Source organism: Paenibacillus ihumii (assembly GCF_001403875.1).
GTDB lineage: Bacteria > Bacillota > Bacilli > Paenibacillales > Paenibacillaceae > Fontibacillus > Fontibacillus ihumii.
This window is the reverse complement of the sequence record NZ_LN884299.1, coordinates 3792978-3819881: the sequence shown is the minus strand read 5'-3', so window position 1 is coordinate 3819881 and position 26904 is coordinate 3792978. Positions and strand designations below refer to the sequence as shown.

General features: G+C 50.4%; 23 protein-coding genes and 3 pseudogenes. 21 read left to right on the top strand and 5 right to left on the bottom strand.

Translation table 11 applies throughout. The features are described from left to right. Positions 1-165: 165 nt before the first annotated feature. Together BN2762_RS24385 and BN2762_RS24380 are read right to left on the bottom strand one after the other, a co-directional pair. Positions 166-1029, bottom strand: a complete 864-nt coding sequence (locus tag BN2762_RS24385; RefSeq protein ID WP_055109430.1) for a WYL domain-containing protein — start codon at positions 1027-1029, stop codon at positions 166-168. After that, positions 1016-2326: a helix-turn-helix transcriptional regulator gene (locus BN2762_RS24380; protein WP_055109429.1), complete on the bottom strand. Its 1311-nt coding sequence runs from the start codon at positions 2324-2326 to the stop codon at positions 1016-1018. The genes BN2762_RS24385 and BN2762_RS24380 overlap by 14 nt, the downstream gene beginning before the upstream one ends. Before the next feature lie 176 nt (positions 2327-2502). On the opposite strand from BN2762_RS24380, the gene BN2762_RS24375 reads away from it, so the two are divergent. Continuing rightward, complete coding sequence (locus tag BN2762_RS24375) at positions 2503-3285, top strand: nucleotidyltransferase domain-containing protein (protein WP_055109427.1); 783 nt, start codon at positions 2503-2505, stop codon at positions 3283-3285. A gap of 101 nt (positions 3286-3386) precedes the next feature. Beyond that, positions 3387-4613, top strand: a complete 1227-nt coding sequence (locus BN2762_RS24370) for an RtcB family protein (protein ID WP_055109425.1) — start codon at positions 3387-3389, stop codon at positions 4611-4613. Between the two features lie 188 nt (positions 4614-4801). Here BN2762_RS24370 and BN2762_RS24365 read toward each other — a convergent pair. Next, positions 4802-5387: pseudogene (locus BN2762_RS24365) on the bottom strand (GNAT family N-acetyltransferase). Positions 5388-5495: 108 nt separating this feature from the next. Between BN2762_RS24365 and BN2762_RS27110 the strand changes: the two are divergent. The 7 genes from BN2762_RS27110 to BN2762_RS24325 all read left to right on the top strand — a co-directional run bounded on the left by BN2762_RS27110 (position 5496) and on the right by BN2762_RS24325 (position 13284). After that, a complete protein-coding gene (locus BN2762_RS27110) occupies positions 5496-5711 on the top strand; it encodes a hypothetical protein (RefSeq protein WP_187386579.1) in 216 nt (71 codons plus the stop codon). Next, a complete protein-coding gene (locus tag BN2762_RS24355; protein ID WP_055109421.1) occupies positions 5708-5923 on the top strand; it encodes a cohesin domain-containing protein in 216 nt (71 codons plus the stop codon). Before BN2762_RS27110 ends, BN2762_RS24355 begins: the two co-directional genes overlap by 4 nt. 61 nt (positions 5924-5984) lie before the next feature. Beyond that, positions 5985-7940 carry a GTP-binding protein gene (locus tag BN2762_RS24350; protein WP_055109419.1) on the top strand — a complete coding sequence of 652 codons (1956 nt, stop codon included), beginning with the start codon at positions 5985-5987 and terminating at the stop codon, positions 7938-7940. Positions 7941-8359: 419 nt separating this feature from the next. Next, positions 8360-9745 (top strand): MATE family efflux transporter, encoded by a 1386-nt coding sequence (locus BN2762_RS24345; protein WP_148500007.1) that lies wholly within the window; start codon positions 8360-8362, stop codon positions 9743-9745. Positions 9746-10070: 325 nt separating this feature from the next. After that, a complete protein-coding gene (locus tag BN2762_RS24340) occupies positions 10071-11423 on the top strand; it encodes a copper amine oxidase N-terminal domain-containing protein (RefSeq protein ID WP_055109415.1) in 1353 nt (450 codons plus the stop codon). A 677-nt stretch (positions 11424-12100) separates the two neighbouring features. After that, positions 12101-12415, top strand: coding sequence for a transposase (locus BN2762_RS27960; protein ID WP_055105575.1), 315 nt, complete (start codon positions 12101-12103; stop codon positions 12413-12415). After that, positions 12373-13284: an IS3 family transposase gene (locus tag BN2762_RS24325; RefSeq protein ID WP_222861019.1), complete on the top strand. Its 912-nt coding sequence runs from the start codon at positions 12373-12375 to the stop codon at positions 13282-13284. The genes BN2762_RS27960 and BN2762_RS24325 overlap by 43 nt, the downstream gene beginning before the upstream one ends. 583 nt (positions 13285-13867) lie before the next feature. Here the strand turns inward: BN2762_RS24325 and BN2762_RS24320 are convergent. Next, on the bottom strand, positions 13868-15676 hold the full coding sequence (locus tag BN2762_RS24320) for a LamG-like jellyroll fold domain-containing protein (protein WP_222861114.1): 1809 nt from the start codon (positions 15674-15676) through the stop codon (positions 13868-13870). Between the two features lie 280 nt (positions 15677-15956). Here BN2762_RS24320 and BN2762_RS28250 point away from each other — a divergent pair. Both BN2762_RS28250 and BN2762_RS28245 read left to right on the top strand, forming a co-directional pair. Then, positions 15957-16670, top strand: a pseudogene (locus BN2762_RS28250) (LamG-like jellyroll fold domain-containing protein); the annotation flags it as partial. Between the two features lie 87 nt (positions 16671-16757). Next, positions 16758-17921: pseudogene (locus BN2762_RS28245) on the top strand (right-handed parallel beta-helix repeat-containing protein); the annotation flags it as partial. A 298-nt stretch (positions 17922-18219) separates the two neighbouring features. On the opposite strand, the gene BN2762_RS24310 reads toward BN2762_RS28245, so the two are convergent. Further along, positions 18220-18666 carry a prepilin peptidase gene (locus BN2762_RS24310; RefSeq protein ID WP_055109408.1) on the bottom strand — a complete coding sequence of 149 codons (447 nt, stop codon included), beginning with the start codon at positions 18664-18666 and terminating at the stop codon, positions 18220-18222. A gap of 237 nt (positions 18667-18903) precedes the next feature. On the opposite strand from BN2762_RS24310, the gene BN2762_RS24305 reads away from it, so the two are divergent. Genes BN2762_RS24305 through BN2762_RS24260 form a run of 10 tightly spaced genes read left to right on the top strand, consistent with a single transcriptional unit; the run spans position 18904 to position 26898 of the window. Next, positions 18904-20316, top strand: a complete 1413-nt coding sequence (locus BN2762_RS24305) for a CpaE/TadZ family protein (protein ID WP_148500005.1) — start codon at positions 18904-18906, stop codon at positions 20314-20316. A 4-nt stretch (positions 20317-20320) separates the two neighbouring features. Further along, positions 20321-21193 carry a CpaB family protein gene (locus BN2762_RS24300; protein ID WP_055109404.1) on the top strand — a complete coding sequence of 291 codons (873 nt, stop codon included), beginning with the start codon at positions 20321-20323 and terminating at the stop codon, positions 21191-21193. Next, positions 21172-21999, top strand: a complete 828-nt coding sequence (locus BN2762_RS24295) for a CpaE/TadZ family protein (protein WP_055109401.1) — start codon at positions 21172-21174, stop codon at positions 21997-21999. Before BN2762_RS24300 ends, BN2762_RS24295 begins: the two co-directional genes overlap by 22 nt. A 16-nt stretch (positions 22000-22015) precedes the next feature. After that, on the top strand, positions 22016-23485 hold the full coding sequence (locus tag BN2762_RS24290) for a TadA family conjugal transfer-associated ATPase (protein ID WP_055109399.1): 1470 nt from the start codon (positions 22016-22018) through the stop codon (positions 23483-23485). After that, the gene (locus tag BN2762_RS24285) at positions 23463-24446 is read left to right on the top strand and encodes a hypothetical protein (RefSeq protein WP_055109396.1); all 984 of its coding nucleotides are present in this window, start codon (positions 23463-23465) and stop codon (positions 24444-24446) included. The genes BN2762_RS24290 and BN2762_RS24285 overlap by 23 nt, the downstream gene beginning before the upstream one ends. Continuing rightward, entirely contained in the window at positions 24443-25324 is an 882-nt protein-coding gene (locus BN2762_RS24280; protein WP_055109393.1) for a hypothetical protein, read from the top strand. Before BN2762_RS24285 ends, BN2762_RS24280 begins: the two co-directional genes overlap by 4 nt. Before the next feature lie 47 nt (positions 25325-25371). Then, a complete protein-coding gene (locus BN2762_RS24275; protein ID WP_055109392.1) occupies positions 25372-25599 on the top strand; it encodes a hypothetical protein in 228 nt (75 codons plus the stop codon). 34 nt (positions 25600-25633) lie between these two features. Further along, entirely contained in the window at positions 25634-26137 is a 504-nt protein-coding gene (locus tag BN2762_RS24270) for a hypothetical protein (RefSeq protein WP_055109390.1), read from the top strand. An 8-nt stretch (positions 26138-26145) separates the two neighbouring features. After that, positions 26146-26649 (top strand): hypothetical protein, encoded by a 504-nt coding sequence (locus tag BN2762_RS24265; RefSeq protein ID WP_055109388.1) that lies wholly within the window; start codon positions 26146-26148, stop codon positions 26647-26649. 18 nt (positions 26650-26667) lie between these two features. Next, on the top strand, positions 26668-26898 hold the full coding sequence (locus BN2762_RS24260) for an EsaB/YukD family protein (protein ID WP_055109386.1): 231 nt from the start codon (positions 26668-26670) through the stop codon (positions 26896-26898). Positions 26899-26904 lie beyond the last annotated feature (6 nt).

Genomic DNA, 26904 nt, shown 5'->3' with positions numbered 1-26904 from the left:
GCCGGGATACAACGTAAAACGTATAGATTAGCATCGAAAATCAACTCATTGGGGTGTTCCAAAGTTTACTTTTGGGACAGCCTCTTAGCTATTGCCTTGCTAATGCAATGCTGTCGCCATGCTATTGCCTTGCTAATGCAGTGCTGTCGCCATGCTATTGCCACGCTATTGCCTTGCTATTGTTTTGCTATTCTCTTCTATTGTCTGCGAAGTCAGCTCCTTCTTGGCAGGAACGAGGCCGTACCTCTCCAGCGCCATTGTCGATGACTCCAGCATGCGTCTCTTCAAGTAATTCCCTTCCACGACTCTCACCCTTTTGCCGAGAAATCGAATCTTGGAGAGTAAATATTCCGCCTCGTCGCCGGGTATGCGGAGCTTGACGCGATAAGTGTCGGTGTCGGCATTATAATGGACATCCTTCTCAAAGCAGGAGAAGGCATAGAGGATGCGTGACAATTCGCTATTATAGGCCTGCACAATTTCGATTTCGGCCTCGGTTTTGCGTGATTCCAGTGTCTGGTGGATCTTGTCCAGAATGCTCTCTGCATCTCCCGGCTCCATCGGTTCGGGTGCCGCATTCTTGATTTTGCTCAGTCTTGTGCTCATGAGCGAGCGCTGCCGAAGATGATACCAGAGCAGATACCATTCTCTCTTGACCATGGAGTATTCCAGCTTGTAGGGGAACCCGGAATGCTCCGTCCGCGCGCGTCCGTTCTTGAGCTCGTAGGTGAGGCGTATGCCGCTGCGCTGAGAGATATATCGGCGCATCGTCCTTAGCAGGGGATGGTATACCTGCTTCTCCTGGCTGCAGGCCTTCTGGATAAGGTGCTCGGAGACGTCCATGCTAGCGTTCTGATGAAGCAGGCCAAGCAGCTTCTCCTTCGTCTCGGGAGTGAAGGCTTCTGCCGCCGCGGGATGCTGAAGCATCGTCTTCAGCCATGCCCGCTCCTGCGAGGTAATCATGAAAGTGCCCGAATTCTCCAGCCTGGAGATGATCTGATAATTGAAAATTTTCTCAAACAGATTCATAGTAGGCTTGAATCTCCTTCCACTCGTCGATCATTTGCTGCCGGAAATAGGCGGGCTCGAGAATTTCGCAGCTCGATCCGAAGCTTCGCAGCCACGGCTTGATTTCCGTCGTTCCATTGACGGTGATTTCATAGATGAAGGAGTGGTCGTCTTCATCCGCGATCTCTCCCCATTGCCCCTGCAGCAGCACCCGTTCCTTGACGAAATTCGGCTCAAAGCTGCCCGGGTTGAAGAAGCGGGCCCGGACCTTGACGGGACGTCCAGTGTCAATCAGCCAGCTGTACCGGAGTCTTTCCTCCAGCTCGATCCGCCTAGCCTCGAAGACATCCGGGGAGACGGCTTCCGTCTCTTCGAGCTGTGTGATTCCTTCCATCCGGTACTTCCGGATGCCCTCTCTGCCGCTCGACAGCAGATACCACCGGCCGTACTGGTGGTCATAGACCACCTTAAGAGGAAGGGTATGTACTATCCTGCCCCGGGATTCCCGTTCGAACAGCGGATTCGTATTTTTGGAGGTGTAGCTTTTCTCCGCTTTCGGCGAGAAGTACAGAAACTGCACCTTGCGGCGGTTTCGAACGGCGCTGAGCAGGGGGAATAAATGGGCCTCGTCGAGAATTCGCGAGTGGAAATGATACTTATATAAGAATGGCTCGATCGCATGCTTCTCGGCTTGGCTTCTAAGGAGATGTTTTTTTAATCCATCGCGCAGGAGATAACCTTGGACCGAGGGCACTTGCGTATTGGCCATAACATCGATGAAGTCATACAAATCGTAAAGCTCTTCCTCCGATAGGGAGTGAACCAGATCATTCTGGAGGCGGTAACGGTAGGGGCGCGCGGGGTTCTCCTTATGGATAACGCCGACGTCCTCGAGGTATTTCAGATCGGAGCGAATCGTCTTCTCGTCAGGCAGGGGCAGCTTGGGATCGAGGCCGCTGGAGCAAACATCCATCAGCTCTGTTACAGTCAGGGCTTGCTCGCTCAAGGCGGCCAGCAGCAGTGAAAACCTGTGCGATTCGGATTCCTTCAAGGATTTGGCGCGGAAGAGGAAGAGCAGCATCGGATCGCTTGATTCATAATAATTGAAGCGGATCGCCTCCGCGAACTCCTTGCCCTGTTCCTGCGGCAGCTGCTGGTACATGGAGCTGACGATTTCCTTCAGCCGCCGCAGCGTCTTATCGAAGGTATGGACGGAGATGCCGAGCCGTTCTGCGAATTGCTGCCTGCTGTAGGCCCCGCTCGTGAGTGCCAGCATGCGCAGAAACTGAATCTCCTTATCGAAGCTTTCTTTGGCCATCGCCGTGAATTCCCCCTTTTTCCCATATATGCAAATTCCATTGTAGCAGGAATAAGGGAAGAAAGGGTGGAAAATCTACGTTGTAATACTTCCGCCATGTTCATGCTCCCTGGATTCAGGCATTCTAACAATGTACAGAGATAGAATATAGTATTCGTTTGGAAGGAGAGAAGCACATGACTGAGCTGCGGCAGCAAATATTGGCTCAACTGCGGCAAATGGAGAGGGAGGAGCAGGTGCGCATTATTTATGCCTGCGAATCGGGAAGCCGCGCGTGGGGCTTTCCTTCAAAGGACAGCGATTATGATGTAAGATTCATATATGTCAGGCCGGTAGAATGGTATTTATCGATTTTTGCAAAAAGGGATGTCATTGAGCGCCCGATTAGCGAGCTGCTCGATATTAACGGCTGGGATTTGAAGAAGGCGCTGAACTTGTTCCGCAAATCCAATCCCCCCTTGATGGAGTGGCTGCAATCGCCCATCGTTTATATGGAGGACTATTCGGCAGCAGAGCAAATCCGCGCCCTGTCTCCGCTCACCTTCTCACCCAAATCCTGCATGTATCATTACTTGCATATGGCCGAGGGGAACTACCGGGAGTATTTGCAAGGGGAGCAGGTGAAGATCAAGAAGTATTTCTATGTGCTTCGGCCGGTGTTGGCCTGCATTTGGATCGAGAAATACGGTACGATGCCGCCGATCGAATTCACAGCGTTGGCCGATGAGCTATTGCCTGCGGGAAGCGAGCTGAAGGAAGCGGTCGACAGCCTGCTGGCGCGAAAGAAAGCCGGCGATGAAATGGACCTTGAGCCGCAAATCCGTCCGATCAATGCGTTCTTGGAGGAGAAGCTTCAATATTACAAGCAGGCCGCAAAGGGGATGCCCGCCTCAGCGGACGGACAGGACCATCAGCTCGACGAACTGTTCCGGTCCATGTTAAGGGAAGTATGGGGATAAGGCTGCAGGAGAGGCAAGCCCGAAGTTAGCGGTAGTTGGAACGGAAGCAAGAGCTTCAAGGATTAAAGATAGTGGAAGTATGTAGAGGAGAGAGGAACATCATGGCTTATCAAAATATAGATGGGGTACGCGTGTGGGGCAAGCCGGATCAAGGGGCGGTAGCTCAAGCCAAAATGTGCGCAAAGACGGGGAAAGTTGTACAGTCTCTGCTGATGGCGGATCATCATAAAGGCTACAGCCAGCCGATCGGCGGCGTCGTTGTATATGACGGGCAAATATCTCCTTCCGGCGTAGGGTATGATATCGCCTGCGGAAATAAGGCGGTGCGCACTAACTTGTACGCCAAGGACATTCGGCAGAGGCTCGGGCAGATCATGGACGAGATCGCCAGAAGAATATCGTTCGGGGTGGGGCGGGTCAATCAGGACAGGCTGGACCACGAATTGTTCGACGATCCGGATTGGGCAGTTTACCGGGCCCTCGGCCAGCAGGAGCATGACAAGCTTAAGGCGCTGGCCCGCAGTCAACTCGGTACGGTAGGCAGCGGCAACCATTTCGTCGACCTGTTCGAAGAGCCTGCCACCGGGCGGCTGTGGGTCGGCAATCATTTCGGGAGCCGCGGCTTTGGACACAAGACGGCCAGCGGATTCATGAATCTTGCGGCGGGCCGGCGATTTACGGATAAGGCGCCGGGAGAGTCGATGGATCAGCCGCCGCTATTGCTGGACCTTAGCAGCGAGGCGGGGGAGATGTATTACCGGGCGATGAAGCTGGCCGGCCGCTATGCCTATGCAGGGCGGGATTACGTGATACGGGAGGTGTTATCCATTCTCGGTGCGGAAGCTGAATTTGAGGTGCATAACCATCATAATTATGCCTGGAAGGAGATTCATAACGAGAAAGAAGTCGTTGTCGTCCGCAAGGGGGCGACGCCGTCCGCGCCGGATCAGCTGGGCTTTATCGGCGGAAGCATGGGGGATATCTCCGTCATCGTCCGGGGAAAGGACACGGAGGAGAACCGGGATGCTTATTACAGCACCGTACATGGAGCAGGGCGCATCATGAGCCGGACGCAGGCGGCAGGCAGAATGAACTGGAAGACCCGAACCCGCAGCGGCGGACAGATTACCCAGAAGCAAATGCTGGATGCGGTCCGGGATTTCGGCGTTGAGCTGCGCGGCGCTGGAACGGACGAGAGTCCGTTCGTTTACCGCAGGCTGCAGGAGGTTCTGGATGCGCACAGCGAGACGCTTGAGGTGCTGCATGTGCTTAAGCCTATTGGCGTCTGCATGGCCGGGGCGGACGAGTTCGACCCGTACAAAGACTAATGGACAAAGGAGTAGAGCGAAGCTGCACCTTTATAGAGAAGGAGCTGTCCCAAAAGTCACTGCAACTGACTTGGGGCGCTCCTTTTTGGCGTTATACAGACAAAACTGCTGGCTTTCGCCGATGTTGGGGTCCGACCACCAAGGGTGATTTCTGACGCACCAGCTTCATGTAGAATTAAGGCAGCCTTCTAAAACTCTGCACCCCGAACTTTGGAGAAGACCATCGTGCTTCTTAATGTCCCATCCGTACCGCATGAATCGTTCCGCAGCAGTCCTTCCAGGGTAAAGCCCAGCCGCTTAGCCACATTGGCGCTTGGGGTATTGCGTTCGTCGCAGCGGATTTCAATACGATTGGCCTGCAGCTCTTCGATGGCGTAATTTGTTATAGCATCCACAGCCTCGGTGATCAAGCCTTGCTTGCTGAAGGAAGTGCGAACCCAATACCCGATTTCGAATTTTCGGGCCTCCCAGTTAATCCGGTGAAGGCCGCTGCAGCCAACGAGTTGGCCTGTTTCTTTGAGCGTTAGAAGCAATCGAAGATCCTTTCGCTCCAAAAAACTCAGGCGGGCATGACGGATATCTGTCTCTGACTCCTCGAGCGCAGGCATATTTCGGGCCCAAGGCATCCAAGGACGCAATTGTTCGATGCTTTCAGCAACCGCCTCGTTCACCGCTGCTCCATCCCCCCCATAACGGAGCGCGGATCAGTAGCCGGTTACTCTCAAAACTTTCAGGGATGTTGAACAGGAGTGGATTCAATTTATTAATGCCCATATGCTTTCCTCCCCCCAAAATATTTCCAATAACCATATCACATGGTGTACTTGGAGCCAAGTCCGTAGAACTGACAAGTCCGGCGCCCAGATCAGTACAGTAGCGGGCATGGTTATTAAAGGCATGCCGCAAAAGGAATGGATTGATATTTTTGCTGCTGGTGCTGCTCCAGAACAAGCTGCATTAGCCCGCATTTCCTTGTATCCATCAGCATGGAATATGATGATCGGATATTATGATCACGTCACCTTTGAAGGACAATCGCCAGGCGGCTTACAATTGAGGGCTTCAGGCGATGCAGCCGCAGGGGCACGTTTGATGTGACTTTACAGGCTGAAGATGTCACCGACCTGTATGCTGTGCAAGCCTTGCTGGAATTTGATCCTGCTCTTTTTGAAGTGGTTGATGTTAAGATGGACAGCGGCTTCGGGACAGGCTCTACCGCCTATTTAGGCTGGAACCAGGATAGCGTGAATGGCAAGGTCAGCATCATCGCATGTGGGAATTTTTATATCCGGCATAGCTCTTTTTGTTGATGAAAATTGTTATAATGATAGGCATAAAATTGTAGAATGAATCCCGGAGAGTGGATAACGAATGAACAAGACAATTGGGATATTGGCGCATGTCGACGCCGGGAAAACGACCTTCTCGGAACAGCTTCTTTACTATACTAAAAGCATTAAGCAGCGGGGGCGCGTTGATCATAAGGATGCTTTCCTGGACAGCCATCAGATTGAGCGCCAGCGCGGGATCACGGTGTTCACGGATCAAGGGATGTTCAGCTACCGCGGATCTCATTATTACCTCATCGATACGCCGGGACATGCCGACTTCTCTCCCGAAATGGAGCGGGGCATTCAGGCGATGGATTATGCGGTGATTATTATCAGCGCCGTCGAGGGAATCGAAGGACAGACGGAGATCGTATGGGAGCTTCTGCGCAAGCACGGTGTTCCTTGTTTCTTTTTTATCAATAAAATTGACCGGGTAGGGGCTGATGTCCAACAGGTGGTGCGGGACATTCGAAGCACATTTGCGGTGGATGTATGCGATATTACGGAGGCCTTGGCCGAAGATGGCGAAATGAATGAGGAGCTGGCAGAGTTTCTGGCTGAGCGAGACGAAGCTCTTCTGGAGCAGTATATGGACGCCGGCTACGACAGGGAAGCCTGGCTTGCCGCAATGCAGCGCCTGATTCGGGACAATACAATCTTCCCCTATGCCTGTGGCTCGGCGCTGCAAGGAACCGGGATCGAGAGCTTCCTGCAGAAGCTGGATCAACTGACGGTGACCGATTATTCCAGCGAAGGGCCGTTTGCCGGCCGCGTCTATCGGATTCGCCATGACGAGCAGGGGACGAGAATTACCTTTGTCAAGGCGCTGAGCGGCACGTTAAAGGTGCGGGATATTCTCCATTACGGCGCTGCGGAGAACCGTATCAGCGAGAAGGTAACCCAGATCCGTGTGTATAATGGCCGTGAATTTAAAGCCGTGGAACGGGTGGAGGCGGGCGAGCTGTTTGCTGTTACTGGTCTGTCCATGGCTGCGGTAGGCGACGGGCTTGGGGAGTTAACGGAAGGTGCCGTGTACGAAATGGTGCCGACCCTGAAGTCGAAGGTGATCCTGGAGCCGGCCGTGAACAAGAAGGAGGCATTGCAATATTTCAAAATATTAAATGCCGAGGATCCCTCCTTGAATGTGATCTGGGAGGAGAGTCTGCAGGAGATCCATATTCACGTCATGGGAAGGATTCAGCTGGAGGTGCTCGAACAGCTCGTCAAAGAGAGGTTCGATATAAACGTCTCCTTTGATAAGCCGGAAATTTTGTATAAGGAGACCATCGGGACAGAAACAGTCGGCTACGGCCACTTTGAACCGTTGAAGCATTATGCTGAGGTGCATCTTCGTTTGCAGCCGGCTGAGCGAAACAGCGGCATCCGCTTCGAGAATGCCTGCCATGCCGATGATCTGTCCGTCGGAAACCAGAACCTTGTACGCCATCATCTATATGAACGGGAGCATCACGGCTTGTTAACGGGCTCGCCGCTTACGGATGTAGTCGTAACCCTGCTCACCGGGAGGGCCCATAATAAGCATACGTCCGGCGGAGACTTCAGGGAAGCGACCTATCGCGCGTTAAGGCAAGGACTGGAGAAAGCGAAGAATCTGCTGCTGGAGCCGTACTATCAATTCAAAATCAAGGTGGAGCTGGATCAGCTTGGCCGCGTGATCTCGGACGTGCAGCAGGCCCACGGCACCTGTGACGCTCCCCGCACGGAAGGGGACAAAGCGATTCTGACGGGAACTGTACCGGTAGCTACCTTTATGGATTACGGCAGCGAGCTGGCTTCCTTCACGCAAGGAAGGGGCACGCTGAGCCTTGCGTTCGCCGGCTATGACCGATGCCATAATGAGCAGGAGGTCATTGAGCGGATCGGCTATAACAAGGACGCAGATCCGGAGTACACTTCGTCGTCTATATTTTGCGCCAAGGGGCAGGGCTATACCGTTCCTTGGGGCGAGGCTGAAGGCCAAATGCACTGCTTGTAGTGCCAGCTGATACTCCGTCGAGTAGCGCCAGCGGGCACTCCGCTGTGTAGTGCTAACGGGCACTCCGTTATGTAGTGCCAGCGGGCACTCCGTCGTGTAGCGCCTGCAGGTACCCGTCGTGTAGGCCATAAAGGCACTCCGTTGTGTAGTGCTAACGGCACTCTGTCGTGTAGTGCCAGAGGGCACTCCTTCGAGTAGCGCCTGGAGGTACTCGATCGTGTAGGCCATGAGGTACTCCGTTGTGTAGTGCCATTGTCAGTCGCTAGGCAGTCTGTCTGGATATGTTGGAAATCCTGTCTTTGTTGCGGATCTTTCAATCTCTTCACGGAGAAAGAGTGCTATAATGATAGAAGCAGTGCCATTTTCGTCGGAGAAACTGCACAATCAAAGCCAAAGAAGTGATGACACAAGTGAATAGTATGAAGCCGAGAATACAACACGGAGTCGTTTCCGTGTTGAATCGTTTTTTTACCGGAACATCGATGGATTATAAGCAAATCATCGCGATTATTATTCCTATTTTTGTAGACCAGGGCTTTATTGTTTTGATGAGTCTGCTGAATACGGCTATGATTAGTTCATCGGGGGTAGCCGCCGTAAGTGCCGTGAGTATGGTGGATTCGCTCAACATTTTCTTGATTAACGTATTCGTGGCCGTCGCTACAGGCGGCACGGTCATCGTCGCGCAGTATAAGGGCAGCGGGAACCAGCAGATGGTGTCCAAAGCGGCCACTCAGGCCTTGTCCGCGGTTGCAGTTATTTCCGTGTTGATCAGCGCTCTGGTTATCGTCTTTCATACGCCTACATTGAATCTTCTGTTCGGCAAGGCAGAGGCCGACGTGTTCCAGAGTGCCCGGCTGTATTTGATCGGGAGCTGCATTTCCTATCCGTTCATCGCGATATTCCAAGCGGTCAACGGGGTGCTTAGAGGCGTGGCGGAGACGAAGGCCAGCTTGAATCTATCTTTGATCATGAATATTACTTTCTTGGGCTTGAACGTACTGTTAATTACGGTACTGGATTTAGGCGTGATCGGCCTCATTATTTCTATGCTTCTAGCCCGGATTCTGGGCATGGTTAGCTCGTTGGTTTACCTGTTGAAGTACAACCAGACTCTGCGCGTGCAATTAAAAAATACGCTGAAGCTGGACTTCTCGATCCAGAAGAAGATCATGTTTATCGGCCTTCCGTTTGCGGCGGAACAGATGTTTTTCAACGGGGGCAAGCTCCTGACGCAGACCTTTATCGTACAATTGGGGACATTGGCGATGACCGCGAATGCGATTAGCGGCTCTATATCGCTCGTCTTTCAAATTGGAGGCGGGGCCCTGAGTATAGCCATTGTTACGGTGGTTGGCCAGTGTATCGGCCAAAGAAATATTCAGGACGCGAGGAAGTTCATTAAATCGTTCCTGGGATTATCCACGGTGTTGTTCGTATTGGCTTCACTCGTGCTGTTGCCATTGTTCCCGCTGATTGTGCGGATGTTCTCGCCGCCCGCCGAAATCATCCCGACCATCTTTGGGCTGATTCTGCTAATCGCGATCGCCCAGCCGTTTCTATGGTCGCTCAGCTTCGTTCTCCCGGCTGCTCTCCGTGCTGCAGGGGACTCTAATTTCACCTCGGTCTCGTCCCTGCTGTCGATGTGGCTGTTCCGTGTCATCCTGGGATATATTCTGGGCATCACACTCGGCTTCGGCATTCTGGGCGTGTGGGTTGCGATGGTGGCAGAATGGGGCATTCGCGGCCTGGTCTTCGCCTGGAGGTTCAAAGGGGAGAAATGGTACGCGCACAAATTGATATAAGGCATAGCGCAAATGCTGTAAAAGAGCATCAGGAAATTAATTCCTGATGCTCTTTTTTGTGGGCAAGCTGGCTTCCTCCGGTTAGGGAGAAGGCTTTGAAGAGAATCCTTCTGCTGACCCAGGCGGACAAGCTCTATCATCTGTGACTATAGTAATTAAAGGACCTATAACCATGGGGGTGTTATAGGGATATCTTCCTTAGTCATATGTAGGATGAACAGGGGCTTGCAGTCTTAAAGTTCTGATTTCGACAAGTATAGAGGTTTTCAGGCTTGGTATGGCGAATCCTTTTTAATTGAAGATATTCAACAAAGGAGTAGTGGACATGAAGGTTGTAAAGCATAATTATTACATACTGGCCGTCGTCCTTGCGATGCTAGCAGGGTTGTTCGGCGTTCCTGCCGGGAATGTGCAGGCGGCGAAGGCAGACGATGCCTTCATTCAAGAAATGGAGAAGCAGTATCGCGCAATCTATGATGAATTCAAAAACCAGTATGATTCTGATCTGAAACAGATTAAGGGAGACTATGAGCGATTTCTGCAGATGTCCAGAGAGGATCAGGCTCTGCTCGAGAAGCTGTTGAACGATGATCTGGCTTATCTGACGAAGCTGCTGAGGAAGGATTATGATCAGCTGAAAGCTGCTTACGGCAATAAGTCAAACTACCGCTATAAGTTACAGGAGTATGACCGGGCAATCAACCCGAATTATTCTTCTGGGCCGTTATGGGCATATAGCAAGGAAAGCAATAAAAACTATGCTTCGAGTATCCATTGGAACTTCAACAAAGAAATTAACCCGAGCTATGCCAGCAGTCTGATGTGGAAATACAACAATAACGTGAATATATCTTATTCCTCGGGTATTATGTGGAACTATACCAATACAATGAATCCTAATTACAGCAGCGGTCTGATGTGGAAGTTGGATAATGAGAGCAATGCGTCATATGCTTCAGGCACGTTGTGGAAGTACGCCCAAGACCGTATTAGCTTGACCACGGCAAAAGAGGAAATGGAAGCGGTTTTTGCCAAGGCGAGAAAGGATTTGCAGGCTGCCCGGGATCGATACATGGGCGACATGAACCGGCTAAAAACTGAAACAGAGTCGTCTATTATCGCACTTCGCGATAGAAGTGTAGAGAAATTGCTGCAGCAGCGGGCGGATAGTCTGTCGGAAATCTCTTCGATCAGAAAGCGCAACTTCGGGAAAGGCATTGCGGTGGATAAGCTGCAAATCAGCTTTGATAGAATCAAGGTTATCATTGATGGAGAACTGATGTCCTTTGAACAGCAGCCAGTGATGAGAAACGGCAGTACGCTGGTTCCGATGAGAGCTATTTTTGAGCGTTTGGGCGCAACCTTGAAATGGGATGCCAAAACACAATCCGTCGCAGCGACGAAAGGCGATACGAGAATCGAGCTTACCTTGGGCAGTAAAGCAGCTAAGAAGAACGGACAGGTGATTAACCTCGATGTTCCCGGACAGCTTGTCGGCTCCCATACGATGGTCCCGATCCGCTTCATTAGCGAATCGCTCGGCGCTACGGTAAAATGGGACAGTGTGACGCAGACCGTGTACATTACAACGACTGCCGAGGAACCTGGCGATATTATGCCATCTGAGACAGAGGAAACGGAAACGGTAACGGGTACAACTGGTACCACAACAGAATAAGGCAATTCAAAAATCCCACCTTGGCCTATAATGCTTCGGTGGGATATTTTTAAATAGGGGTATCTCCCTGAGGGGAACCTCATTGAGGGGGTGCCTCCCTAAAGGAGATGCTGACGTGTACTTTTTGGCTTAAAACTATCTATAGATGCTGCAATGTAAGGTGATTGTTGGTAATGTTATATTTATATTTGGTGATGTTTGGTTTAGATAGGAGGTCAGGGCAATTATGAACCCTGCAATTGTGCATCACTTTTTTACAGGAGAGCCTATCCAAATATTATCGGTGTAAAACGGCTGACGGGCTGAAATTATGGCCGGGCGGGGTTCGGGTATTCCAGGACTTTGCCACGCTGGATGGCATTTCGGGCTCCTTAATCAATGAAGACTACCTCCACAAATTGGGCAAGCAACTTGTACCCGTATGCATTTTCATATGCCTTCCAGAAGCTCAAGTCACTATTCATTTATTGATCATTTAACAGCGGAATGTATTTTATACAGTTAGTTACGCTATTTTATCAAAAAATACATGCGCTAAATGCAAAAAATGCAACTAGTTTGCCTGAATGGAGCAAATTCGTCGGAATAGCTTAAAACTAAATGGTTTGCAGCTAGAATAAAAAGTGGACAGTCCTTAAGTGAACCTAGATAATAATCCTTAAGGGAGAGATGTCCGGATGGAACGTAATAGTTACAGTGAAGAGTTTAAGAAGCAGACAGTGAAGTATATTTTAGAGCAAAGTAAGTCAATGTCGCAGTTGGCCGAAGAACTCGGTATATCTGCGGGTGTGTTGCATAACTGGAAAGCACTTTACCGTGATGATATCCAGCTGGAATCTTTAGTCACACCGGAGAGAGTGCGTCAACTCGAACAACAACTGCGTAAAAAGGAACTGGAGAATCAAGAGAAGGAGCGGGAAAATCAAGATCTCCAGGAAGAACTCGCTATATTAAAAAAGGCGCTGCACATCTTCAGCAAAGAAAGGAACTGAGGTTCCAATTCATCAAAGAACATCGCTCCGAGTTTCCGGTGGAGAAGATGTGCAAGGTTTTACAAGTGTCTCGGAGTGGCTTCTACAAGTGGCAAAAGGCATTGCCTAGCGAGCAGAAACTTCGAAAGGCGAAGGTTCTGGAGAGGGTCATGTATCATTTTCATGACTCCGAGGAACGCTACGGCAGTCCTAAGATTACCCGAATGCTGTGGAAAGAACGTATCCAGATCGCGGAGCGCACAGTTAGCATCTACATGAAAGAACTGGGGTTGCGTTCTTGTGTCTCCCGTAAATTTAAGGTGCAGACGACCGATTCCAATCATGACTCACCCATTGCTCCCAACGAGCTGGACCAGAACTTTGCCGTATCTGAACCGAACAAAGTGTGGGTTGCGGATATTACCTACATCCCCTGCCGAGAAGGACGGCTGTACTTGGCTAGTCTGATGGATCTGTGCACACGCGAGATCGTGGGTTGGCGGCTTTACGGCCGGATGACTACAGAACTTGTCTTAGATGCTCTAGAAGCCGCATATGATGCGAAAAAACCAGATAAAGGATTGCTTCACCATTCCGATCGCGGTTCACAGTACGCATCGAAGGAGTACCGCGACAAGATTGAATCATATTCCATGAAGGTTAGCATGAGTCGTAAAGGGAATTGCTATGATAACGCTTGTATCGAGTCATTTCACAGCATTTTGAAAAAAGAACTCATCTACAGAACGAAGTTCAAGACCAAACAACAGGCTTACGAGACCATTTACAGGTACATTGAATTTTTCTACAACCGCAAACGAATCCACGGTTCAATCGGCTATTTGTCGCCGGTTCAATTTGCTGCGCAATTCAAGAAGGAGACGGCATAAACTTTCACTTAATAGGTGTCCACTTTCTTGACAGAAGTCCAGTTCTGCAGTTAGTTCCCTCAAACACGGCCAAAACCGATGAACTAACTGTATGAAATACATCTAGTTACAGCTTCTGACCATCAAGTTAACGAGTTCCCTGCCATCTAGTTACAGCAACTGACCGTCAAGTTAACGAGTTCCCTGCCATCTAGGTTACAGCAACTGACCGTCAAGTTAACGAGTTCCCTGTCATCTAGGTTACAGCAACTGACCATCAAGTTAACGAGCTCCCTGCCATCTAGGTTACAGCTCCTGACTATCAAGGTTACGGGCTCTCGACCATCAAGGTAATGGGCTCCCGGCCAGCTAAGTTACAACTCCTAACCATTAAGGTTACAGTTCCTAAACATCTAAGTTACCAGCTCCAGCCACCACTTTGGTATCTTATCCTAACCATCTAGGAACAGTCATAAATCTGTATGTGAGGGGAAGGTAGGAGTAGTCATGAATCCGTAGTTTCTCTCAGCATATAAACATGCAGCAGCGAACAGAAAAGCAGCAAGCGCCGGGAGCTATCCCGACGCTTGCGCATGCTTTAATTTTATTTCAGGAAATCTTTCTTCTCCAGTGCATGATCGACGATGCGGATTTCACTGATCCATCCGTTAAATACGCCATCGAGCTTGTTGCCGTATTGACTTGCGCCGACGAGCCACGGCTTGCCGATTGAGGCGATGCCCTGCGGCTTCGTGTCAGGGTTGCGCAGCACTGCTACGCCATCGATATACATCGTCGTTGATTGTCCGTCGTTGACCAGCGCAACATGGCGCCAGCTGTCATCCATTTCCCATGACCAGCTCGTTTGCTCGCTGCCGTAATTGAGCGGGAAGGAGGCCCATTGAATTTCCCGCAGGTTCGACACGGCTAACGTAGCCAGCGGCGCTTCGGCGTCGCCGTCCTTCTTGCCGGCGTCTTGTCCAGTGCCGTACCGGCCGAGAATGCCCATCCAGGAATGCTTGTCGGCGTCGAACTCAGGTCCGAGCTTCACAACCGCCTCGATCGTATATCCGTTCGGGAACGTCAATGCATTGACAGGGGCTTGATCAGCCGTCTGCAAATAGGAGCCTTTTTCTTGCGATTTATCTCCGAAGAAGCGAATGCCTGATTTGCTTTGCGGATTTTGCGCATTTCCTTTGTACCAGATCATATCACCTGGCTTGGCGCTGCCTTGGTCAATCCGGTACAAATCGTTGCCGTTGCCGGAAAGATCCTTGACCGCGACAACTCCTTTGCCTGCTGCTACGGCCTGCCCTTCGGCGGCCGAGCTGTTGTCCATTCGCCAATGGGCGACTGTGCCTTTTACCTTCGGTACTTCCTTATTGACGGAAATGACGGGCTGAAAACCAGAGAAGCGTTCTTCAAAATCCATTGCAATGGTGAAATCATTGAGATCATCGACCAATATTTCCTCATCGAACGCTGTTCGGTGCTTTTCAGGCATGCCCATGACCCATGGAGAGAAGGAAGAAATATGGATGCGGTTCTTCGCCATATCGAATTCGAGTGTACGCATCAATCCGTTGCCGCCATGGAAGGCACTTTGATAATCGACGACCATCATTGCGACGTCATGCCCCTTATCATTTTTCTTCACAGTATGGGCATAGCCGTGATGATGACCGTTAACGGTCAGAAAGATTTGATCGTTCTTCGCGATCAGTTTATCCCATAAATATTGTCCGTGATCGGTCATGACGGCCGATTTTTTGTCGTTGGAAATGTTCAGCAGCTGGTGAGTGAACAGCATAACCGGGTACGTGGGATGTGTGTCAATGGCCTTCTGCGCCCACTTTAATGTCTCTTCGGATGCTCTCCAATCCAGAAAGAGCGCCATATACTTCTTCCCGGCCCCATCAAATATATAGTAGGAATTAAAACCGTTCTCGGAATGGCCGGCGAAGCCCGGGATGTTCTTCATCCGTTTTGGCGAGAAATAGCTGAGGAACGGTTCCTTGGCCAAATTTCGTTCGTTGTCGTATTGCCGCGAATCAAGCACGTCATGGTTTCCTGCCAGATAACCGTAGGGAAGCTTGGCCCGATCGAGCACTTTCATAGCTTCGTCGGCGTTGCGCCATTCGTAGTCCTCACCGGCCCGATCGACCAGATCGCCCAAATGTGCGGTGAAAACGATATTTTCCTTTTTCGAGTTCTTTGCGATCCAATTCGTTTGCGACAACCATAGCTCGTTTTTGTAACGCGCATATTTTTGCGTATCCGGCAATATGGCGACCTTGAAGCTAGTATCGCTGTCTGCCGAAGCGGCTGGACTAGCGGATGCGTCGAAGCCAGACAGCAGCCCCGCAAGCAGTGTCACTGGCAGCAGCAGTGCGAGCAGTTTTTTGAGTTTCATCTTCATTCTGTCATGTCCCTTCATTGCTGTAATTGGTAGTGATAGGGACATTGTACGTCATGTGTATGACCGGGATGTTAGGAGAAAATCAGAATTGTGTAAAGTATGAATAAACAAGCGCCGATTATGGTTGGCCGTCAATGCAGGTTGCTTGGAACTGCTCAAAACAGCGTATAAGAAGTAAATAAACTATTATATGTAAAAATGATTATTGATGTAATTCCTTTAAAAATTTAGCATTACAAATAACCAGCGCATCCAGACATCCAAGCAGGGATCTATGATGATAGGAGGTGAGCCTTGCTACTGTCCGGGAGATTCAAGGAAAAATGTCAGTATATCCTTTATTGATGGAGGTATGTTCATGAATTCCAAATCATCCGTTATTCCGTTTAGCCGAGCGTTCCGAGCCCGCAACTATAGAATCATTACCAGCGTCTTATGCTTGGCGCTTATTTTGCCATGGCTGCCAGGGGGGCAGGCCAGCGCGGCAGCTCTATTTAACGACGATTTTGAAAGCGGTAACAGTAATAATTGGACAGCGACCACGGGGACTTGGTCCGTGGTGAAGGATGGGAACTCTAACGTATATGCCCAGACGAGCACAAGCGAAGGACGTACCTCGGCTGGAGATTCCTCCTGGACGGACTATGCTGCGCAGGCGGATGTCAAAGTGGAGGACTTCAATGGAACCAACAGAACTTATGTAGCCGGCCGTTATAAGGATGGCAACAACTATTATGCAGCTTCGCTCTATAATAGCGGGGGCGGCAAGCTGGAAATCCGCAAGAAAGTGGGCGGCTCTTCATCTACGCTCGTGACCAAGAATTATCCGCTGTCGACCGGCGTATGGTATAACGTCAAGCTGGAGCTATCGGGCTCTACCCTCAAAATGTACGTCAACAATACACTGGAGCTGACGGCCACGGATTCCAGCCTGACCGCTGGAGCCGTCGGCTTCGTGACGGGCAAGACCAAGGCCAAATTCGATAATGTCGCCGTAACAGATCTCGGTGGAGGCACAACACCAACTGACCCGCCGACGAATCCGCCGGAACCAGAGCCTGAGGTGCCAGCTCCGGCAGAGGGAGATCTCTTCGTCGCTGCGAATGGTTCGGCCAGCAACCCGGGAACCCTCGATAAGCCGACCACCCTTGCCTCAGCGATTACCAGAATCGCTCCGGGGAGAACAATCTATATGCGCGGAGGGACCTACAACTTCGATTCTACGATTACGATTGAACGCGGCAATAACGGAACCTCCAGCGCTCGCAAAAGCCTGGTTGCCTACGGCAGCGAGAGGCCTGTCCTGGATTTCTCGGCCCAAGCCTTTGCATCCACGAATCGCGGCATTCAGTTATTCGGGCATTACTGGGTCGTTAAAGGGCTTGAAATTAAAGGAGCAGGAGATAATGGATTGTATATCGGCGGCAATTATAACCGAATCGAGCAGGTCGAGGCCCATCATAACCGGGATACGGGCATCCAGATCGGACGCTATGCTTCATCCGCCCAATTTGATGAATGGCCGAGCTATAACCTGGTCATCAATTCATATTCCCATAACAATTATGATCCGGATGACGGAGAGGATGCAGACGGCTTCGCCGCCAAGCTGACCGTCGGTCCAGGCAACGTATTTGACGGCTGTATCGCGGCTTATAACGTTGATGACGGCTGGGATCTGTACACCAAATCCGATACCGGTCCAATTGGGGCAGTCACTATTCGCAACAGCATTGCCCATCATAATGGTCAGACCTCTGACGGCGCCTCGACTTCGAATAGCGATGGAAACGGCTTTAAGCTGGGCGGCGAGAAGATCGGAGTCAACCATATCGTTGAGAACAGCATCGCCTACCAGAACAAGAAGCATGGCTTCACATATAACAGCAATCCTGGCTCCATCCAAATGAAGAACAATACATCCTGGGCGAACGGACAGAGTAATTTTGCCTTCGATGTGGGTACGCATATTTTCACGAACAATCTATCCTTCCAGGGCGGAGCAAGCGACAAAACCAGCGGTACAGACGTGTCCAGCACGAACGTCTGGTGGAAGAACAAAAAAAGCGAAAACGCCAAAGGACTGCTGGCCAGCGCCGAAGACTTCGTCAGCTTGACTCCAACGCTGACGCGCAATAGCGACGGGTTCCCGAACCTGGGCAATTTCCTGAAGCTTGCTGCAGGCAGCGACTTGATCGGCTCCGGTGTACCTAGCGGAACGAATATCGGGGCACGCTAGAAAAACTTTATAAGCTTGTCGGAGCCCGTTCTCACCTTAAGAAAACTACTGGTGGAGCGGGCTTTTATCATATAAAATGTAAATAACTCATGCTGTTATTATTCGGTTTAGCTGGGAATACGTCCCGAGCAAGGTACAAGCCTTGATTGAAATTCAATTGTGGCAAACAAAGGAGGAGGACATAAAGGGATGAAAGGAATAAAAGGATTTCTATTAAGGTCGTTATTGCTGCTCGTAGCTTTTCTGATAGGTGTTCAAGTCTATCATTTACTGAAGCCGTAAATGAATCCGCCAAGGATTATGGCAGAAGATTTAGTTGAAGAATAATTACTCCTAGATAGATCAGAATGGCTGCCGCGGACAGGAAAGGAGCGAAGGGAACGGACGCAACCTTTCTATGGCGCAAGCCGCATACTCCCCCCACATAAATCAACGCAAGCACGCTGCCCGCCAGTAGCACATAAATATTGGCATACCAGCCCACCCATGCCCCGATCGCGGACAACAGCTTGATGTCCCCTGCCCCGACATGGAAATTCCACCTGGATCTGATGAGGAACAGGAGGACGGAAGGGATGAGGATTCCGAGCAGGGCATCCGCAAGGGAGAAATACAGCCAGCTATGTAGTAAACCCAATATGGACAGCATAATAACGAAACGGTTGGGAATGATCCGGCTCCTGATATCGTTAATGCTGCAAATCAGCAGGAGCAGAATGAGTCCAGCTGCAAACCATATTTTCATAGAAAACCCTCCGCGGCATTCGATATAACACGACAATATCTTCGCTCATTTCCCGAATTATGTCAAAAAATAATATTTTATTACTTTATTCCTGTTTTTAAATTTAGTGAATCTTAAGACCTTTAGGTATAGGAAATAAGTCTATATTCAGGATTAATTATACAAATAAGGTATTGTACGACCTATAGGTTACTTGTATAATGATCAGCATCAGCAAGGTAAATATTACTAAATAAAATGATTTTTTCTTTAGTAGGTGAACATATGAAGCTGCTTATCGTTAGTGGTGAGTTTCATAGAATTGCGACGCAGTATTTGCCTAAAAAGACAACAGTCATCCATCCTCACGCTCTGGAACTGCGAAATTTGTCGGAATACCTGAACGGGGGAAATCCCGTAGGTGATGCGATCCTCATTACGGATCAGGCCTTTACGCAGAAGCCGGGCCTTGACCGGGAGCAGTTGACCCTGCTGCTGGAATGGGTGCAGGAGAACAGCACATCAAGGCTTCCCGTAGTTCTCGTGACTCGGGACTTTATGAAGCCTTTTGAACTGGGCATGCTGACGCAGCGTTTTGACCACTTTAACATAATTACCAGCGATACGGTAAGAATTCCGGCGGAGGTCTATCGAAGCGCCATTGAACAAATGAGCCAGAAGGGAACCGCCCCTGTAGCTCCCATACATAATGATTACAAGACGGAAACGACATACATTAACGAGAATCCACTGAAACCGGGCCAACCCGAGAAGAAGCGCTCCTTCTTCGACCGTTTTCGCTCGAAGCCTGAGACATCCGCAGACCGGACGGCTACTGACCGTTTGTCGAGGGACATCGCCAACATCAGCCGCGGCATCAGCAGAGTCGTCGCAGTGACAGGTCATCGCGGCAACGGGCTGACCAGCACCGCCGTTAATCTGGCTCATGAAGCCAGCAAGCGCGGACTGAGCAGCATCATAATTGACATGGATACGGAATACCGCAGCATGAATATGTATTTCAGCCGTTTTCACGACGTGACGAACAAGGATGAGCAGATGAGCGCATCGCTGATCCGCACGCTCGCCAGACCGCAGGATTATTTGACGACGGCTTTTAATATTAAAGACCAGTTCTGGCTTACATCGCTCGGCTACTCCTTCAATGACCACAAGCTGATGGAGCAGTTCTATAACAGCGAGAAATTGGTAGGCTTGCTCTCCGTATTAAGAACCAAGTTCAATCTTGTGCTGCTGGACATGCCGCTGGACTTATTGCGCAGCTTCCAGGAGACGATGATCCATATCGACGTATTCGGCATGTGCATACCGAACAATTTGCATGCGATTCTCAGTACGGCCCGAAATGTAGAGGTTGTGCTTGATCGGGAGAAAGCGGCTTATTTGAATGCCAAATCGAAGGTCATCGTCACCAAATATAATGATCGTTCGAGGTTTCAGGGGGCTCTTTTTACGCCAGACAAAGTGAACGACATCTTGGCATCAGGCATCAGTGACTCGTTTCAGTACGAGATGAAGACGGCTGGAGTGGTGCCTTACAGCCATGCCTTTGACTCGCAAATTGAGACGGATATCCCCATGACGAATACAGGGGCCGAGTTTGAGAAGGCTTTTGGACAAATGCTTCTAAGATTGATGGAGGGTGCGTAGGGTTATGGATTTAAGTACAGTAAAAAGCGTCTCCCCTAACAGAAAACTATTCAAAAAAATACTGGCGCTTCTGTTCAGTATTGCCGTAATCGTCGTGTCTTTTATTGTATTGAACAACGCCAATGAGGCGGCCAAGGACACGGTAGAGGTTCTGAAGGTCAATGAAAAGGGGGGGATTCCTGCATATGTTCCTTTAACGGACAAACAAATCAAGAAGTATTCCATCATCCGGAAGGAATATACGGAAGATATGGTTCTGGCGGAAGATTTATCTATGGTAACGGATAAATATACGAAGTATTTTCTGCGGGACGGCAGCATTTTGTACAAGGATCAGCTGATGGAAGAGAAGCCGCTCCAGAATGAATGGCTCTATGAGCTTGGCGATGAGCATGAGGTGCTGACTTTGCCGTATAACTTTCTTGAGGCGGGCGGGGATATTCTCATGCCGGGAGACAGGGTGAGGATTCGCGTATCGTTTGAGCAGGAGGTGTCGGACAGTACGGGAAATCCCAATGCTTTCGGCTCAACGCGAACTCAAATGAAGACGGAGGTGCTGTTTGACAGCATCGAGGTCCGGGACATGCTCAATTCCAGCAGCCATTCGATCTATGAGGTGTATAAAGAGGTGCTCAAGCTGAGCGAGGACAAGAGGCAGGAAGTCATGAAGAGCAGCGACTTTTTGAAGAGCATTCAGCCTAGATCCCTGCTTCTGGAAGGGACGAGGGAGCAGGTGGATAAATTCGCTAAATATAATGGCTACGAAGGAAAGAAATATTTGATAACGATTCTGAGCCGCAAGAACAGTCAGGTTATCCTGGATCAGCTGCCTACCTTGCAAAGAGAGGTGGAATCATGGATCGACACGAAAAACTGAGGCTCGATGATGTCCTAAGCAAAATTTCAGCGAAGGAATTGATGGGAAACGAATTGCAGGAGAGCAGGCTGATCTATAGCGTCGTTGGCTTCGTCCCCGCCTGCGATATGGTAGACAACGCTTTGATTGTCAGCAATCTCGGCTATCTGCTGGCCCAGAAGGGGCTGAATACCTGCATCGTCGATTTGAAGGTGTTCAATCCGAACATCTACCACTACCTGGATGCTAAGCCGAGCAAGCGCGGACACGGATTAATCCGGCTGCTGAAAAGCGACAAGGTGGACTTCAGGGAAGAAATTCAGGCTACGAAATATGAGCGGCTGTACGTGCTATCCCCTAGTCCGCATGACCTGCTTGAGGAATATTTCGACTTCGAATTTGAGCATCTGGAGCGGGTGATCGAGACGCTTAAGGGAATGTTTGACATCATTCTGCTGGACATCCCGAACAATCCGCCGCTCGAGTTCTGCCTGGGGGCGATGAAAAATTCGCATGTCGGCTTCTTTACGGCAACAGAACGCATCGAAGCCCCCAGCAATATGACCCGCATGCTTGATTTTGCCGCTTCCGTCGGCATCAGCACGGCGAAATTTACGAGCGTCATTCTCATGAATGTTCAGGATATCAACTATGACTACAAAGGGTTCAAGGAGTTTGGCTTCAATATCGTGGCGTCGCTGCCGCTGATCAAAGCGGCCTATGCATCTACGCTCGAAGGGAAGCTGTACGTAAGGGACAACCCGTTGGTGAACAAGTATTTTCTCAGAGAAATGCGCAAATTGGCAGACATTCTCGGCAACCAGTAAGGGAGGGATACGATAAATGCTCACCCGTGCAAAAATCAGCGACATGCAGCTTAAAGTAGCGCACCAGATCAACAAGACCGAAGATATGGAGGAACTGAAGAATAAGTACAACACGATTCAGTTCGAGGAAGCGCTGGAGCTATGTCAGAAATACATAAACAAGGTGGCGACCCACGCCTTCCGCCGAGAGAGTGACCCCGCCCGCAAGCGCGAGATGACCAAATCCTACATTAACGAATTCGTCGATTCACAGAAGCCGATTGTCGAGGGCTATTATGAGCTTGTCGAGCTAAAGCTGGCGCTGACCAACGAGATCACCCACTATGGCCCGATCACGAAGGCGATGGAGGACCCGTCGATCGATGAAATCCGCATCAACGGGACGGATCAGATTTTCGTGGAGAGCGGAGGGAAGACGCTCCCTTGGGACCAGCATTTCATCGACCGGGAGCATCTGGAGCGGATTATATCCAAGCTCCTCGGCGTCTCGAAGGTGCGGCTCACACCGAAAATCCCGATGGTCAACGCTCGTACGATCGAAGGATACCGCGTTAACGCCACCCATGCGGATATCTCGCCTTATGATATGCCGGCGGTGGTCATTCGGAAATTCAGCAAGAAGAGCATCACACCGGAGATGATGCTGCGGAATGAATCGTTCTCCGTCAATATGTTCAAGCTGCTATCCCTGCTGCCCAAGGCTGACCTCTCCTGGATTACAGTAGGCCCGACAGGCAGCGGAAAGACGACGCTTAATGAAATGATGGTCAAGGAGATCAATCCGCTCTCCCGGATCATTACGATCGAGAATCCGTCGGAAATGCGGCTGCTGCAGCGGGAAGGCAACAGCGAGCACGGAAGAATCATCAACGACGTGCTGCAGTACGAATCCGTACCCGATGATGATGACGCGAGTCCGGCCACCATGGAGAATCTGCTGATCAATGCCATGAGGCAGTCGCCCCATTGGATCGGACCGGGCGAGCTAAGAACGCCTGGGGAATTTGCTACTGCGCTGCGTGCCGCACAGACCGGTCACTTCTTCTTCACGACGCTGCATGCCGAAGGGGACCGGGAAGCGATTTTCCGCTTCCTCACCGCTTACCTGATGGCTTCCAATGAGCCGGCGGAGCTGGCGCTCCGCAATATTTGCAGCGCTGTCAAGTTCATCGTGTTCCAGGAGAAGCTGGCCGACGGGACAAGGAAGGTCACCTCCATTTCGGAGGTATTAGGCTCCGAGGGGCTGGAGCCGATCGTGAATCCGATATACAGGTTCATATCGGAGGACGTCCTGGAGGAGGAAGGAACTCAGCGCGTGCTCAAGATCATCGGCAAGCATAAACGCGTCGGAATGCTGTCCGAGAAGGTGCAGCAGACGATGATCAAGGCGGGGATCAAGCGCAGCCGGTTCGAGTTTCTGACCAGACCGCCGGGGGAAGATGAAATAGAGGAGTATGGATTCGATGGATACCAATTCAATCATTAGTTTATCTTTGGGGATTGCTGCATTCATCGTCTTTAACACCATATTCGAGGTCCGGTTCTTCGAGGGCAGCGGCCGTTTCATTCTCGGGATGCTCGATACGCTGGCCGAGCATCTCGGCAGGTACAATACGAAGCGTTACGTGGAGCGGGTCAAGAAGGAGCGCATCGTCAAGCAGAAGGAGAATATTTACGCCAAATACAATCGGCTCGTCGAAGGGCTCATTCTCGACTTCAACCTGCCGCTGACGCTGGAGAGCTTCACTTCGCTATTATGCATCGCTTTTGCGATCGTCGTCCTGATCATTGTGGTCTTCATGAAGAACGTCACTCTGGCCGTAGTTGTGACCGTGGCGATCTTCATCGGACTGCTGACCTACTTCGTCATGCAGTCCAAGGCCATCAAGGCCGAGAAGCTGGAGAGCATCATGGATGCCGAGGACATTATTTGTCCCCTGGCCCGGGAAGGCGTGCTGGTGGCGATTAAGAAGGTCATGGAAAGCGACGAGTACATCAAACCAGCTATCCGCCCCTATTTCCAGCAGTTCATCGATAACTGCGAGAACAACGGCTACTCGTTCAAGCAGGCGATTCAGCTGCTGAACCGCCAGCTTGGACCCAAGTTCGACAACTTCGCCAAGAAAGCGATTGTCTTCGAATACAACGAACGCAAGGGCATGGCTGATATCTTTCTCGATATCGTGGATGAGAATGCGGTATTGCGCGAAATCAATGCCCGGAAGGATCGGATCTTCCGGAAGATGAACCGGGACTTTTTATTGAAGACCGTCGTTATCATTCTGTTCTTTCTATACGCCTTGACAGTGGATGATTTCAGAGAGTTCATGCTGGACAGCACCTTCGGCAAAATGATCAACACGGTTATGATCAGCATCATATGCCTCAGCTTTGCCCGCACACAGGCGCTCCAAGGCAATCTGGGGCCGGGGAGTGACAGGAAATGACGATGCTTGCCAAGCTCAGTGCACTTGCCGCCATACTTTATTTGGTAAAGGTATTCTTCTATCCCTTCTTTAAGCCCGTGCAGGGGAAGCAGAAGAAGCGCAACCGCAGATACCTGAAGGAGCGCAAGAATGCTCAGTTCAACGATAAGCTGCGGGAGTTCAAGAGGCAATTTGCGGCCAAATACGTGAGCAGGCTGCTAGGGAACGCGGAGCGAATGCGCTACCAGAAAATGATCGACCGGCTCGACCTGCAGATGAAGCCCGAGGAGCTGCGGGCGGAGCAAATATTTTACGCTGCCGCTGGAGTCATCGTTACAGCCATCTTCATGAGCGCCAACCCATTGCTTGGCTATGTAACGGCTATATTCATCGTACTTGGATGGCTGTACCCGATTTCGGAGATGGAGCAGAAGATCGAGCGCAAGAACAAGAACATCGCGTTTGATTTTCCAGCCTTCTACAGCATGGTGTATTACCAGTATTCGAAGTCAGTCAACATTTATCTTGCTGACGTGATCCGGGACTATCTGCCGAACGCGAACAATGATATGGCGGAGGAGCTCGGCGTGATGCTCGACAACATTGAGTACGGTGAAGAATATGCGCTTAAGCAGCTGAAGAAGCGGGTCCCGATCCACTACATCATTAAATTCTGCGACTTGATGGAGACCCGGCTCAAAGGCTATGACAATATATCGCAAATGGTCTATCTCAAGAACGAAGTAGACAGCTACCGCATTGTGGCCCTGGAAGAGGATTTGGAGAAAAGGCAGCGGACCAATTCACGGATTCAGATTATCCTGATTCTGGTACTGGTTGTCTACATTGCGATTTACTACTTATTCACCATCTTGGATTCCATCAAAATGTTTCAATAAACCGGTAATATCTATTCATTTAAAAAAATTTAGGGAGGGCATCGTGTATGGAATATCAAAATCGCAAGCAGCAAAGTAAGCGGGAGGGTGAGAAGAAACTCTCCTTCTGGAAGGAGGATCGCGGAGAAATCGGTGTGAAGCAAATCGCGATCACCGTCGCTATTATCGTCGTTATTGCCTTTGCCGCAACCTTGATCCGGGATACCTTCTTGGAGCAATGGATCAGAGAGGTATGGCAAATGTTCATGAAAGCGATCGAGGATATGACGTCTTAAAGCAGGCCATTACATAAGGCACAGGTGAAATGAAATGCGCGCATTTGCTAAATCGATTCTTGTCTCTATTCTCGTTTCGGTAGCCATTTTGTTGTTTACGAACTTCATTTATTTCATCCCCTGGTATATGACTCTGGTGGTCGAGACATTCAATCTGTCACAGGCGGTGGCCAGTGATAACTACCTGAAGCACGAATACAAGGATGCCGTGCTCGAGAAGCTGAGCAAGCGTCCGGTCTACCGGGATAAGGCCAACCAAATCGTGATTTCCGCTGTGAAGGAAGGGGGAGGGGAGCATTCCGCTGAGGGTTGGGATGATGCATCGTTATACGAGTACGTGTCAGATCTGGAGAAGCCTTATAACCAGCGGGGCCTCCCTGTTACAGTGACGATTAAGGCAGTGTATCCGCTGAGCATCAAGCTGTGGGGGGAGAAATACGAGCAGGAGATTCCGGTTTCCTTCTCTCTCACGACGACGGGGCTTAAGCATTACAAGGACTTATATTATGACGAATATCTTAACCTTAAACTCGAATAAGAGGGACTATGAGAAACATTGCTATAGCCATGCTGCTGCTTTTACTGCTGTCTGTATTCCTGGAGCCTATGGTAGAGCTCTTGAATTTGGGGAAAGAGAAGATTGTGCTGGGAACAGCCCTTGGCAATGCTGCGCGTTCAGCAAAGGATCGCAGTCTGATCTATGAGTCTCATAGAGATTTGGATGCAAAGGTCAATGAGGAAAAATTCGTGAGCTATTTCGCGGTGGCATTCAGTGATGCCTTGAAGCTGACCTGGACAAATCAAGGGACGAGCTCGCGTGAGCTCACCTTCACATCTACGGATGGCAAATACAACGATTTCACAGTGACCGTGGATTTTGTAGAGAAGATCCATGAAGAGACCGGGCAAATATACACGAAGGCCCAGCTTAAAGCGCAATCCGAATACAAGTTCCAGACCAAATACCTGCGGCTGGCCGAGAATGCCAGACAGGACGTCGCTTATCAGCTGGAGTCCGAGCGTGAGCTTACTCTGTCGGTCAAGAACTAAAAGGGAGGCGAGAAAAGGATGGATTATGTCATGGTAACGTTTCAAACCGGGGAGGGTTATTCCAAGGAATTGAAGGTGCCTTCGTTCGTTACCTCAGAAGAGCTTCTGAGCATGCTGTCCGAAGCGCTAGGCCTGTCCATCACCCCGGAGCATCGGCTTCAGGCCGAGCCGCTAGGGCGCATACTCGATCCCTCCCGAACGCTGGAGGAGGAAGGCGTAGGCTTCGGGGCGCTGCTGACTCTTATTTAGAAGTAA

Excerpts from the sequence above, each read along its gene's own strand:
- BN2762_RS24275 (WP_055109392.1), top strand. The coding sequence starts at position 25,372 with ATGGAATATCAAAATCGCAAGCAGCAAAGTAAGCGGGAGGGTGAGAAG.
- BN2762_RS24305 (WP_148500005.1), top strand. The coding sequence starts at position 18,904 with ATGATTTTTTCTTTAGTAGGTGAACATATGAAGCTGCTTATCGTTAGT.
- BN2762_RS24280 (WP_055109393.1), top strand. The coding sequence starts at position 24,443 with ATGACGATGCTTGCCAAGCTCAGTGCACTTGCCGCCATACTTTATTTG.
- BN2762_RS24375 (WP_055109427.1), top strand. The coding sequence starts at position 2,503 with ATGACTGAGCTGCGGCAGCAAATATTGGCTCAACTGCGGCAAATGGAG.
- BN2762_RS24345 (WP_148500007.1), top strand. The coding sequence starts at position 8,360 with ATGAAGCCGAGAATACAACACGGAGTCGTTTCCGTGTTGAATCGTTTT.
- BN2762_RS24370 (WP_055109425.1), top strand. The coding sequence starts at position 3,387 with ATGGCTTATCAAAATATAGATGGGGTACGCGTGTGGGGCAAGCCGGAT.
- BN2762_RS24310 (WP_055109408.1), bottom strand. The coding sequence starts at position 18,666 with ATGAAAATATGGTTTGCAGCTGGACTCATTCTGCTCCTGCTGATTTGC.
- BN2762_RS27960 (WP_055105575.1), top strand. The coding sequence starts at position 12,101 with ATGGAACGTAATAGTTACAGTGAAGAGTTTAAGAAGCAGACAGTGAAG.
- BN2762_RS24270 (WP_055109390.1), top strand. The coding sequence starts at position 25,634 with ATGCGCGCATTTGCTAAATCGATTCTTGTCTCTATTCTCGTTTCGGTA.
- BN2762_RS24385 (WP_055109430.1), bottom strand. The coding sequence starts at position 1,029 with ATGAATCTGTTTGAGAAAATTTTCAATTATCAGATCATCTCCAGGCTG.
- BN2762_RS24260 (WP_055109386.1), top strand. The coding sequence starts at position 26,668 with ATGGATTATGTCATGGTAACGTTTCAAACCGGGGAGGGTTATTCCAAG.
- BN2762_RS24350 (WP_055109419.1), top strand. The coding sequence starts at position 5,985 with ATGAACAAGACAATTGGGATATTGGCGCATGTCGACGCCGGGAAAACG.
- BN2762_RS24285 (WP_055109396.1), top strand. The coding sequence starts at position 23,463 with ATGGATACCAATTCAATCATTAGTTTATCTTTGGGGATTGCTGCATTC.
- BN2762_RS27110 (WP_187386579.1), top strand. The coding sequence starts at position 5,496 with ATGGTTATTAAAGGCATGCCGCAAAAGGAATGGATTGATATTTTTGCT.
- BN2762_RS24290 (WP_055109399.1), top strand. The coding sequence starts at position 22,016 with ATGCTCACCCGTGCAAAAATCAGCGACATGCAGCTTAAAGTAGCGCAC.
- BN2762_RS24265 (WP_055109388.1), top strand. The coding sequence starts at position 26,146 with ATGAGAAACATTGCTATAGCCATGCTGCTGCTTTTACTGCTGTCTGTA.
- BN2762_RS24320 (WP_222861114.1), bottom strand. The coding sequence starts at position 15,676 with ATGAAACTCAAAAAACTGCTCGCACTGCTGCTGCCAGTGACACTGCTT.
- BN2762_RS24340 (WP_055109415.1), top strand. The coding sequence starts at position 10,071 with ATGAAGGTTGTAAAGCATAATTATTACATACTGGCCGTCGTCCTTGCG.
- BN2762_RS24380 (WP_055109429.1), bottom strand. The coding sequence starts at position 2,326 with ATGGCCAAAGAAAGCTTCGATAAGGAGATTCAGTTTCTGCGCATGCTG.
- BN2762_RS24300 (WP_055109404.1), top strand. The coding sequence starts at position 20,321 with ATGGATTTAAGTACAGTAAAAAGCGTCTCCCCTAACAGAAAACTATTC.
- BN2762_RS24295 (WP_055109401.1), top strand. The coding sequence starts at position 21,172 with ATGGATCGACACGAAAAACTGAGGCTCGATGATGTCCTAAGCAAAATT.